Source organism: Chryseobacterium sp. MYb264 (assembly GCF_035974275.1).
Classification (GTDB): domain Bacteria; phylum Bacteroidota; class Bacteroidia; order Flavobacteriales; family Weeksellaceae; genus Chryseobacterium.
In genome coordinates this window covers 2,078,383-2,091,213 of the sequence record NZ_CP142422.1, presented here as the reverse complement: position 1 = coordinate 2,091,213, position 12,831 = coordinate 2,078,383, and the positions used below count along the sequence as shown (strand labels likewise).

Here is a 12,831-nt window from a genome sequence, read left to right as displayed (position 1 = left end):
TAGTGTCGGGTGAAATCCGATGGTTAAGTATTCGATGCTATTACAATCCTGAAAGGGTTAAATAATTTAATGGAAATTTCAAAGATAAAATGGCATTAAGCGCCAATTTTTGGAATTGATCAGTTAAATGAATGCCCATTGATCATTTTAAAACAAAAAAAACTCTCCGGAATAGGAGAGTTTCTATATTCGTATGACTTTTCTGTCTTTTGCTTCTTAGTATCTGTAATACTCAGGTTTGAAAGGACCTTTAACATCCACCCCTATGTATTCAGCCTGTTCAGGAGAAAGAGTTTCCAGCTCAACGCTTAATTTCTTAAGGTGAAGAGCAGCCACTTTTTCATCTAAATGCTTAGGCAACATATAAACTTCGTTTCCATAAGCTTCAGAATTGTTCCAAAGTTCAATTTGAGCCAAAGTCTGGTTAGAGAAAGAGTTAGACATTACGAAAGATGGGTGACCAGTTGCACAACCAAGGTTTACCAATCTACCTTCAGCAAGAATAATAACTTCTTTACCTTCGATGGTGTAGATATCAACCTGAGGTTTAACTTCAGATTTTGTAGCACCGTAGTTGTTGTTCAACCACGCCATATCGATTTCGTTATCGAAGTGTCCGATGTTACAAACAATCGCTTTATCTTTCATTTTAAGGAAATGCTCGCCTCTTACGATGTTGAAGTTACCTGTTGTTGTGATGATGATATCTGCGTTATCAACAACAGTATCCAATCTTTTCACTTCGTAACCGTCCATTGCAGCTTGTAAAGCACAAATTGGATCGATTTCAGTAACCGTAACGATAGAACCAGCCCCTCTGAAAGAAGCGGCAGTACCTTTACCTACGTCTCCGTATCCGCAAACAACCACTCTTTTTCCAGCCAACATGACGTCTGTCGCTCTTCTTACAGCATCTACTGCAGATTCTTTACATCCGTATTTGTTATCGAATTTAGATTTAGTTACCGAATCGTTTACGTTGATAGCCGGCATTACCAAAGTTCCGTTCTTCATTCTTTCGTACAGTCTGTGAACTCCGGTTGTCGTTTCTTCAGAAAGTCCTTTGATGTCTTTTGTGAATTCAGGGTATTTATCAAAAACCATGTTCGTTAAATCTCCACCATCATCCAAAATCATGTTCAATGGCTTTCTGTCCTCACCGAAGAATAAAGTCTGCTCAATACACCAGTCAAATTCTTCCTCATTAAGACCTTTCCATGCATACACCGGAATTCCTGCAGCAGCAATTGCAGCAGCAGCGTGATCCTGCGTCGAGAAAATATTACAAGAAGACCAGGTAACTTCAGCTCCTAAAGCAACCAGGGTCTCTATAAGCACAGCAGTTTGGATCGTCATGTGAAGACATCCTGCAATTCTTGCACCCTTTAAAGGTTGAGAGGGTCCATATTCTTCACGGATGGACATTAACCCCGGCATTTCTGCCTCAGCAAGAGTAATTTCTTTTCTTCCCCATTCAGCAAGGGAGATGTCCTTCACTTTGTAAGGAACGTATTGTGTTGTAGTACTCATATGTATAATGAATAAGTTTAAATTCAATTGATAATGAAATGCAAAATTACGATTAATAATTTAGATAGAGAAATGACATTTATGAGATTTTGGATAGGCTGGAAAAGGGAGATTTGAGGATGCGGGATTTTAAAGTCACAGAAATTGTTTTGTTATTTGGAATTTATTTTTTTTTGAAGCTTTTTCCCGCTTTCCGCTATATCTTTTTTTGCCAATACTTTTTTCAAGCCCATGCAAAAAAAGGATGCCGCTGCAATCGGGGCTATAGAGTGAAGCCAGCAGATAAAAAGTTGAGCCCTGACTTCCCGTACTATCTTTCCGGGAACATCCGGTCATGAACTTTTATAAAAATATTGATGGAGAACCAATGTTAAAAATAGATATCATAAGACCCCGGTTTTTGTCTAGAAAATCAGATAAATCATATCAACATACTCTGCTTCCCGTTATATTGCCCTGTTTTTCGTTTATTTTAATAATATTTTATACAATAAACTATTTTTCTTTATTCTAAATAAGTTATTTTTGCATAAATAAATCTTTTATTATGAATCATACAAATACTCAGGAAGAAGCACAGAGACAGGCAAAACCACTTACTCCAAAAGTTAAGGAACTTATCGGGAGAACGAAAAGTGTAATTTTAGCGACCGTAGATGCAGAAGGAACGCCGAATTCCAGCTATGCCCCTTTTGTTGAAGTAAATAATACATTCTATATTTTGGTTTCTTTCATGGCAAAACACACAAAAAATCTTGCTGACGGAAGAAAAACTTCAGTTATGTTTATTGAGGACGAATCAGCAACCAAACAAATTTATGCTCGTGAGAGATTAACCATTGAGGCTTCAACCTCTCAGGTGGAAAGAGATTCTGATACCTGGAACGCAGTAGTAGCCCAGTTGAAGGAAACCCACGGAAAAGTAGTGGATGTCATTGCTGAAATGAAGGATTTTATCCTGATCGGGCTTCATCCGACGAAAGGTTCTTATGTCAACGGGTTCGGAAGTGCCTATTTTGTAGATCAGAATCTTGAAATTATGGAGCACAGAAACGATATCAATCACCAGTCGAAATAATTTTGTAAAAGCATAAAGGTGTACAGCGAAATGCTCGAACGTTTTTAGCTTTTAATTACTATTAAATTCACTTTAGTCTCCTGATTAAAGTGAATTTTTTTGTTTGTAATCGATTTTTCATTAACAGAAATTTCCGCAGAACTCCAACCATCACCTCGAGTGATTTTTTCCAAAAAAAGTATATCGGGAAGTTCATGCTGGAAAGAGAAATTCTTTCTTTCAATTCATGAGTTCTCTATACATTTTTCTCCGCTGCGCTCCGACAAATACTCGCTCTGACGGAGAGAAAAGTCTGTGAAGGATAACTGCTCGTCACTTTGAGTGATTATAAAAAACAGAAAATCCTAAAATCCCCCGGCTACAAATCCCCGGTTCCAACCCAAAATTTTTTATTAATTTTGTCCAATAAATAAAATCATGCCTCTGTACCGCGATTTTTCTGATGATAATGCCACAATTCTTGTATGGAAATACGATGAAACTGAAGAATTGAATATGGATGACCTTTTAGAACCTGAAAATGCTGAAAAAGTAAAAGATTATCATCCGAAAAAGCTGCTGGAAGTACTGATGGTTAGAAAGCTACTGAAGGGGCTTAAGCCTCACTCCAAAATATTATATAAAGAAAGAGAGCCATTTTTATCTCCAAAGGATGCCGAGATTTCAATTACCCACTCATTTCCATTTGCGGCCATCGCGATTTCCAACAATAAAATCGGAATTGATATTGAAAAATTCAATCCTAAGATCTTAAGGGTAATCGATAAATTTACCTACGAAAATGAACGTGGATTTATTCCTCACGATCATGAAGTGACCTTTTATACCATCATCTGGAGCGTGAAGGAAAGTATGTACAAGATTCACCATTCCAAGCACTGGTCACTTAAAAAACATTATGATGTAAGACCTTTTGAGCTGAAATACCTTCATCATATCCAGTGCAGAGTCTATGACGAACAGATCTCCGATGAGTTTAAAGCACGTGTGGAATTTTTCGATGATTACTGTTTTACGATTGTTGAGGAATAGTTTCCGAAGCTTCAGATTTCTCGTGAGATTCACTTTTGTATTTTTCAATTACTTTACGTTGTTCTTTGGCTACATCAAATATCAGTTCCAGGACATCATGAATATTCTTAAGCTCTGTTAAGCGTGATATCTTGTTGGGATCTCTTTGATTTCGGGATTCATGGTCGGCAAGTTCCGATTTTCGTTTCAGAAGGAGATCATCAAAAGAGGAGTCCTCAGGCTCTATCTGGCTTTTTTTTCTGAGAGATTCACTAATAGTTGTACCGTCCAGCAAATGAGACACCTGAAGCATTTCGGCCTCAATTTTCTCTCTCCATCCTTCCGCATCTATCTCGGAGTATTTTTCATCATCTTTTACATATTGAGAAAGGGAAGCCGTGTAGGCGGTCATCAGATGGGAGGTTGCGACAAACTGGTGAACAACCTCTAATTTTTTCTGCTGATTTTTGGGTTCAGAAATCATTCTCTGAAAATTATCAGAAAGATTAGCTAAAGCAATGATGGCATTTTTTCTTTTTACTTTATAATCTTCAATATCAAAGCTGTCGTCCAAAAATTTAGAGATAACACAACGGAAATAAATCAGGTTGCATTCTGCAGATTTTTTCATCAGATCTAAATTTTGGGTGTGTTCCCAAACCGGAAGTACGAGATACGATACCAGAGAGGTAATGAGCCCCGCGATCACTGTATCTACAATTCGGTCTCTGAAAATAACGTCAATATGTCCGGGGCTCAGGAAATTAAAACTCAGAAAGACATAGATGGTCATAAACAAAACAGCCCAGAAATATCTTCCTTTCAGAAAACTGAAACACATAATCATGCTCAGCAGTAAAATAGAAAATAAGATCTGATTGATATGGATAAAGTGTAATATCCCGTAAGCTATGGAAGCACCGGCTATGGTTCCGTATAAACGGAGAAGATTTCTTTTTTTGGTAATCGCGTAAGCTGGCTTAAGAATAGCCACTACCGTGATCAGAATCCAGTAGGTATGCCCGATTCCCAGAAAATCAAAAAGCGAAAATGAATATCCGATGAGCAGGGCAATCGTAATTCGTAATGCATGTCTGAAGTGGGAAGACGACAGTGAAATATTATCTTTTAAAACCTTGGCATTGATCTTCTGCTCACTCGGCATAAATTTTCTGAGATCCAGCCCTGTAGAAAGGCTCTTTGCCAGCTTGACGTTTTGCGAAAATACTTTATAAATCTCATTAATTTCTTTTGTGATCTCATTAATACGGACAAGGATCTGACGGAGAACCATAAAATCTTCAAAATTATCCGGAGAAATCTCTTTGTTTCTCAGCTCGAAATAAACATGATTTAAGCTTTTAAGTTCTGTATCCAGATTGAAAATCGGTTTTGCACGAGTTCCTATCTGAAGTGAGATTCCTATATTGGTGATTTCTTCAGCCAACAGATTCAGGTAATCATGGATGTGTACAAGTATGCTGCTGTCGATAAAGCTTTTTTGAAGTTTCTCGTAATCACTTTCAGAGGTCATGAGTTTTTCATGAAGATCCATAGAGTTTAATAACATCAACATCAGCAGTCGACTCGTTGTGGTAGATTCGTTGACGATAACCCGTGTTTTAAAAACCGTTTCCCTGGTTTCTTCCTGAAGGTTTTTGATTTCTATTTGTTTAGTGATGACCTGAGTGGTCAGTTTAGCGAAATCCGGATTTTTCTGGTAATAATTGGCTTTAATCTTCAAAAACTCTGCAAGCTGTAGATAATTTTCTCCAATCATCTGGCTGGCAAGCTTGTAGGGCTGAATGGTGGATACAATTAAGAAGATGAGTAAAAACCAAAGACATCCCGATGCAAAGATCAGTAAGCTTTTAAGAATATTTTCTCCCGTAAGATGTCCGTCGATAAAAATGGCAAGAACGACCAGGGACAGGGATCCCACCGCAGCAAGTCTCTGCCCGTAGACCCCGATTAAAGAGAAAAACAGCCCGAATACCACAATTTCTGAAAAAACCAGGATTTTAATATTCATTACCAGGCTTGCAATGAGTGCCACAAGTGCAAAGCAGAAAATGGCAAATGTTAATGAGTTTCTTCTTCGGATGAAGGGGCCGGGTTGGTCTGTTAAAGCAACAAAGCTGGTTCCCAGCGGAAAGAGAAAGTATTCCTTCAGAATTCCAAAATGGGCGAGAACCAGACATGGCAGAACAGTGGCCAGTGTAATTCTGATGGCAGAATATACATATTGGCTGGTCACAAATTTTTTCAGTTCCGCAGAATAGTTCATCCTACAAAAATAATTATACAAAACAGAAAAGCCTCATAAAAATGAGACTTTTCTAAACTTATCTTTACACCTTTTGTTTAGTTCCTGTTTTTGAGAAGAATCCAGCCCGACATTTTTATCGGTTTTCCGCTGATAGTATCTTCCCATGAGACCACATACCAATAGGTAGCCGTGGGGATCACACGTGCCAGATACTTGCCGTCCCATATCGGTTTTTCTTTGGTTACTGTAAAAATTTCAACACCATAACGATCGAATATTTTTCCCGAAAAGTTTTTATATTTGGTAATTCCCGAAAAATCAATCACATCATTATATCCGTCTCCATTTGGAGTAATGGCATTGGGCATAAAGAAGGTGTAATACGAAGCTAATGCATAACAGGATATTCTTGTATTCCTTACCCTCACCATATATTCTGTATTTTTAAAAACATTATAAAAAATATTGGAGCTCTGCCAGGTAAATCCATTATCTATAGAATACTCTAACGGTGTATTTTCGTTGTTTTTGGCAAGAATCGTTAAATTATCATTTTTATAGTTGATTTCTATAATTTCCGGCACTGTGTGGTATCCAACTGTAGCAGAAAATACCTTTGAACAGACTCCGTTTGAAATGGTGACGGTATAAACTCCCTCTAAGGTTGGATAGATTATCTGCGATGTTTCGCCCGTACTCCAGCTATAGGTATAGTTGGGACCTGCCCCTGCATTCAGAACTCCCTTGAATCCTTCACAGATTTCAATATTTGATAATGAGGAAACGATGGCAGGTACAACGATTACTGTAATTGACTTTTCTGTTGTACAGCCGTTGGCGCCTGTTCCTGTTACCGTATAGGTTGTTGTGGCGTCCGGAGTAAAGGTCTGGATACTCGAAGTACCCGGCAATCCGGCCCATGCATAAGTTTGAGCACCTGATGCCGTAATTGTAACAGATTCTCCTTTACAGATCGTGTAGGCTGATGCTGTGAGGATAAGCGGTGGCGGAGTGGTATTCTCAAACACTGTTACCGAGCTCTGTTTTGTACATCCTAAAGGGGTGGCGCTTATAATGGTAAGCGTATAGACTCCTCCTTTGTCTACAACGGGAGTCAGCGTATCGGCACCTGAAATAATATTCCCCCCTCCGGTGGCAGTCCACAAAAATGTAGCTCCCGGCTCATAAACAGAAGCCGTAGCATCCAGAGTGATCTCCGGCACCAGACAGGTGATTACATCCTGAGGAGGATTGATTGTAACGATAATTAAAGGATCCATATTGACCTGAACCGACTGCTGATACTGGCAGCCCAATGCGGTAGTAGCCGTTACGGTGTATAAACCGGGAGCCGTCACCGTATTTACCGGACCTGTTGCTCCGTTTGACCAGCTGAATGTAATTCCGCTTCCATTGGCTGTTGCTGTTAATACCGTAGAATCTCCCTCACAAAACATTAGATTTCCGGTGATCTGTACATTGGGATCGGTGTCCTGTAAAATAGTAACTGAAACCGGCTCACTGGTGCAGATCCCATTATTGTTTATCAAAGTATATATTCCGCCTGCAGAAACAGTAATGGTCTGGGTTGTTTCTCCTGTAGACCAAAGATTTCCGGTCGCAAAATTAGAAGTTAATGTTATCGGGGTGTTATTACATATTACATTAGAGGAAGCTGTAATTATCGGAACCGGTTTAACATTTACGGTAAGTTGTAGTTCTGCAATTTTGGCGCAGGCGTCCGGAGAAATTACCCTCACATAGATCACTGCATTTCCAGAACTGTACGTTGCCGGGTTTCCAATTGTATTGGTATTTCCTGCTAAAGCATCTGCCTGATTCTGATAAAACGAAAATGTTACTCCCGTTGTTGTGCTGATAGCATTCTGAGCAGAAGTAAGATCAAAAATAGCCGTTGCGGAGTCTGAACATAGCTCTAAAGCTGCATTGTTTACTTTAGGAACAACCCCCTGAACAACTTCTGCTGATGCTTGATACTGGCATCCTGCGGGAGTGGTAACCGTTACCGTATATATTCCCGGTGTTACTACGGAAATAATATTTCCTGTTGTGCCGTCTGACCACGTATAGGTATTTCCGCTTCCATTGGCATGAACGGTAAGCTGATTAGCATTTTCACAAAGAATAAGATTTCCTGTAATCTTAAGGTCAGGATCTGCTTCCGCAGTGATGGTAACAGAAGCTACCGGCGCGGTACAGGCTCCGTTGGAATAGGTTAGGGTATAGGTACCCGCAGTGGTTACCGTGATACTTTGAGTAGTTTCCCCGCTAGACCATAGATTTCCTGTTGCCTGACTTGAGGTCAGCGTTACATTACCTCCAAAACAGATGGTAGAAGAAGAAGCTGTAATAACAGGAGCAATTGTGGTATTTACGGTAAGCTGTAGTTCTGCAATTTTTGCACAGGCATCCGGAGAAATTACCCTTACATAGACCACTGCATTACCTGAACTGTACGCTGTCGGGTTTGCAATTGTATTGGTATTTCCTGCCAGAGCATCTGCCTGATTCTGATAAAACGTAAATGTTACTCCCGTTGTTGTACTAATGGCATTCTGAGCAGAAGTAAGATCAAAAACAGCCGTTGCGGAGTCTGAACATAGCTCTAAAGCTGCATTGCTTACTTCAGGAACAATCCCCTGAACAACTTCCTCCGATTTTTGATACTGACATCCTGCGGGAGTGGTCACTGTTACGGTATATATTCCGGGTGTTGATACAGAAATGACATTTCCTGTTGTTCCGTCTGACCAGGTATAGGTATTTCCGCTTCCGTTGGCATGAGCAGTAAGCTGGTTAGCAGTTTCACAAAGAATAAGATTTCCTGTAATCTGAAGGTCAGGATCTGCTTCCGCAGTAATGGTAACAGAAGCCACGGGAGGTGTACAGATTCCGTTGGAATAGGTTAGGGTATAGGTACCCGCAGTGGTCACCGTGATACTTTGTGTGGTCTCCCCGGTAGACCATAAATTTCCTGTCGCTTCACTTGAGGTCAGCGTAACACTTCCTCCAAAACAGAGGGTAGAAGAAGAGACCGTGATCGTGGGATCTGTACATTGGCATGGGTTAATGGTATCATCCTTGGAAGAACCCATACCTTGTCCCTGGTCAGAGCCAGTATCGGCAGCACCTCCCGGGTTAACCAATTGCGGAACTCCCTGAGCATCTACCGGTCCGGATATAGATCCGTCCGCATTAAGTTGTGAAGTCAGTACATTTTCACCACCTTCTAAAGAATCAAAGCATCCGTCGTTATCAGAATCCAGGTCCAGATAGTCAGGAATACCATCTCCATCGGTATCACAGTTTTTGGTAGCAGCACCAAAAGTGAAGTTAGCATAATATTCTGCAACTGTATAATTAAAAGTTATGGAAGAGTGTATTCCGGGAATTTTAACTATTACAAATCCTTCTTTTCCGGTGAGCTGAGTCGGTGAATCTATGGTAATATCTTTTGACCACAATACCTGAACAGGAATATTAAATTTAATAGGAACATGTAAGCCTTGTTGTCCTACAGATGCGAATACCAGTACAGGGTCAATCATAGGTTGCGCGAATGTTAAAGTATTGGAAGAAACTTGCGAATTGCCTATACTGGGATTATTGTTAGGAACTCCGTATGGAGCAGGGAATAGAGAATGGTTATATATACCAGACATCGGTATCATTGGCTGGTTTGATGTTAGGGTATATGGTATGCCACTTATTGTTCCCTGAGCCACGGTATTATTTGCTGAAAAACTAATCGGTCCTGTCCAGGAAAACTGGCTGGGACATTCAGTTTCATCAAGAATACCGTCGTTATCATTGTCCAGATCAATATAATCGGGTATACCGTCATTATCTATGTCGTTGCAGGTGTTTATCATAGAGTTTTGGGAGAAACCTATTCCTTGTCCCTGATCTCCCCCGATATCTGCGGCTCCGCCTGCGTTTACAAATTGCGGAACCCCTTGGGCATCTACGGGTCCCGATATAGATCCATTCGTGTTAATTTGTGAAGTCAGTACATTTTCATCACCTTCTAAAGAATCAAAGCATCCGTCGTTATCAGAATCCAGATCCAAATAATCAGGAATACCGTCTCCATCTGTATCTTTGGCTACACAGGTTCCAAACTGAAAATCATCATAATCTACCAGCGTGGTTGCTGTTGCTGCCCCGTAAATATAAATTCTAAAAGTATAAGTAGTATTCGGTTTAAGGAAAACTCTTTGTAATAAGTTAGAATATACTGCACTTTGTGATAGTTGCGCATCCTCCAGTAATAAAATTCCGGGCGAGGAAAATCCGTCACCGGAAACTTCAACACTCATTTTATAACCACCCAACTGTCGCCATCTGAATGTTGAAAAAGATCTGTATAAAGACAGATTGGAGGGTGTTTTAAAGCCGTATTGAATATAATCTCCATCATTTTTAGCAAGCAGGTAAGATGCAGAATTTACACCGCCTACTTTCCAGGCCGTATTATTCGCCGCTACTGTTAATCCTGTGCCCCAACTCATAGGATATGAGGTGCCTACTACCGCAGGATTTCCTCCCGGTAAACAGCCGTTAGATTCACTAATCGGGCAATATTGATCCTGTTCTTTTGTGCCCGGCGGAACGTTGGAAAACCATCCCGCATCTAATGATGAATTACTGCATACTCCTTCGTCCGTATCAAGAATTCCGTCGTTATCATTATCCAAATCAAGATAGTCGGGTATGCCGTCATTATCTATGTCGTTGCAGGTATTGATCATAGCGGTTTGGGAAAAGCCTACTCCTTGTCCCTGATCTCCCCCAATATCTGCGGATCCGCCTGTATTTACCAATTGCGGAACACCCTGAGCATCTACAGCTCCCGATATAGATCCATTTGTGTTAATTTGTGAGGTCAGTACTTTTTCATCACCTTCTAAAGCATCAAAACATCCGTCGTTGTCAGAATCGAGATCGAGATGATTAAAAATTCCGTCCCCATCTGTATCGCAGGTAAACGCTTTTACAGAAACATCTGTGAGCGACCAGTCGTCGATTCCGGTATGTACTCTGAAAATTAATGAAGAAGTATCAGGAATAGAATTATTTGGAATATTCAGGGTAAAGGTACGGGTGGTAAAACCGTTAACAAGAGCCGTGGTGAATGGAACAAAGTTAGAGGTTGCCCCATTGCTAAGGGTAATGGTAATATTATTCACACCGGGATTTCTTACCGTACTGTTATCTATCGTAGCATAGAGCGTGTTGTTAAGAAATATTTCCAGTTTTGCTGTAGAGCCACCAGCCTGGCTGCCATCCTGAGCCCCTAAAGTAAGGGTTACGGGAATGAAATTATTGGTGTTTTGCAGGTTGTTCAGTGTCTGCGAAATATCTTTATTGATGATATTGTTGGCGGTAACAGATACCGAATTGTTGGAATAAAACCATCCACCCAGCTGTAAGGTCCATCCATTGGTATTTCCTTTAAAAGAGCCGTTGTTCACGATATCATTTCCCGGACACTCAATAATATCAGGGATTCCGTCATTATCATCATCAAGATCCACGATGTCCATCAGTCCATCGTTATCACTGTCGATGCAGTTTTTAAAGGTGAGGAGTATTTTAGCTTCATCATTATCACACAATGCACCGGATTTATCTTTGATTAAAAGAGTAACGGTTGTATTGGTATTAAACTGAAAGTTAGACGGATTGGTAATAGGCGCCGAGCTTCCCTGAATGAAGTAGGTGAACGTGTAATTATTAGGATTTGCAACAAATTCAGAATTCATAGAGGTGAGATCTGCAGTCGTGTTTCCAGTACAGAAAATTTTTGAAAAAGTATCTTTTAAGAGAGAAATTTTATTCTTGAAAGTAAGAAGTATTTTTGCGTCATTGTTATCACATAAAAGTCCGGATTTATCTTTAATGAGAAGAGAAACGGTAGTATTGGTATTAAACTGAAATTGAGAAGGGTTGGTTATCGGTGTGGAGCTCCCCTGAATAAAATAGGTAAAAGTATAGTTATTAGGATTTGAAGTAAATTCAGAATTGAAAGAGGTTAAATCAATTGTTTCGTTTCCTGCACAAAAAGTCTTGATGACGGTATCTTTCAGGATCGGAACTTTGTCAGTATAAATTTTCACATTTTTAATAGAATGTCTGGCATTATAGGCACCTGTAGATGCTGAAAATCCAAAATAGCCGTTGGTCATTCCCACAGCTCCTCCCGAAGGTGCAAATGACTGATTGATAATGGTAACGCCATTAATTTTCAGATTAATAATCCACCTGGAAGGATTGCTTGGATCTTCCGTTCCGGTTACTTCCACATGCTTGTACGAAGGTCCCGTAAAACGAAGACCCGGATTCAGATTGGGAGAGTGAAAAGTGCTCCCCGGAGTATTATTAAACTCAATATTAGCCTGATACCCATTGTTGGTACCATATAATACGTGAACTTTACTCATCGCCGATTCATCAGTATTATTAAAAATATCGAATCCTACCATCAGGCCGGTCGCATTAGATGGAATCCCCAGACCGGAACCATTGGTATAGGATGAGGGCGGGTTGGCAAGATACCAAAAGGAGAGTCCATCAGCTCTTCCGCTTCCGTCTATTCTGAAGTCGAACTCTACCGTCCATTTTTTACAATATTTGAGATTAATAGGAGCATTTAGCTTAACTCCGCCTACTTGAGTCACCTGATCTGAAGTAAGCCTTATGAAGTCTCCGCTTACTCCGGCAGAAGGTATTAAGGACCATCCTGCAGTATTAACCGGGTTGCCTATCAGCTGGTAAGTCTGGGAATATACCGGGCTAAAGGCAAATAGAAATAAGATAGCATAGCGAAGCCACTTTTTTATCATTGTATGTAATATTTATTAATGTTTAAGTAAGTTGTATTTTACCGATAATTTTGATCCTGATGAAACCTTAACGATAG

General features: G+C 40.1%; 5 protein-coding genes. 2 read left to right on the top strand and 3 right to left on the bottom strand.

The genetic code is table 11. From position 1 onward, the window contains the following. Positions 1-216 precede the first annotated feature (216 nt). Positions 217-1,530 (bottom strand): adenosylhomocysteinase, encoded by a 1,314-nt coding sequence (gene ahcY, locus VUJ46_RS08875; protein WP_326984623.1) that lies wholly within the window; start codon positions 1,528-1,530, stop codon positions 217-219. A 547-nt stretch (positions 1,531-2,077) separates the two neighbouring features. On the opposite strand from ahcY, the gene VUJ46_RS08870 reads away from it, so the two are divergent. Together VUJ46_RS08870 and VUJ46_RS08865 are read left to right on the top strand one after the other, a co-directional pair. Further along, on the top strand, positions 2,078-2,608 hold the full coding sequence (locus VUJ46_RS08870) for a HugZ family pyridoxamine 5'-phosphate oxidase (protein ID WP_326984622.1): 531 nt from the start codon (positions 2,078-2,080) through the stop codon (positions 2,606-2,608). Between the two features lie 417 nt (positions 2,609-3,025). Next, positions 3,026-3,640, top strand: coding sequence for a 4'-phosphopantetheinyl transferase superfamily protein (locus VUJ46_RS08865; RefSeq protein WP_326984621.1), 615 nt, complete (start codon positions 3,026-3,028; stop codon positions 3,638-3,640). Here the strand turns inward: VUJ46_RS08865 and VUJ46_RS08860 are convergent. Next, positions 3,621-5,906, bottom strand: a complete 2,286-nt coding sequence (locus tag VUJ46_RS08860; protein ID WP_326984620.1) for an FUSC family protein — start codon at positions 5,904-5,906, stop codon at positions 3,621-3,623. The two genes, VUJ46_RS08865 and VUJ46_RS08860, sit on opposite strands and share 20 nt — an antisense overlap. 77 nt (positions 5,907-5,983) lie before the next feature. Further along, on the bottom strand, positions 5,984-12,754 hold the full coding sequence (locus VUJ46_RS08855; RefSeq protein WP_326984619.1) for a T9SS type B sorting domain-containing protein: 6,771 nt from the start codon (positions 12,752-12,754) through the stop codon (positions 5,984-5,986). Positions 12,755-12,831 lie beyond the last annotated feature (77 nt).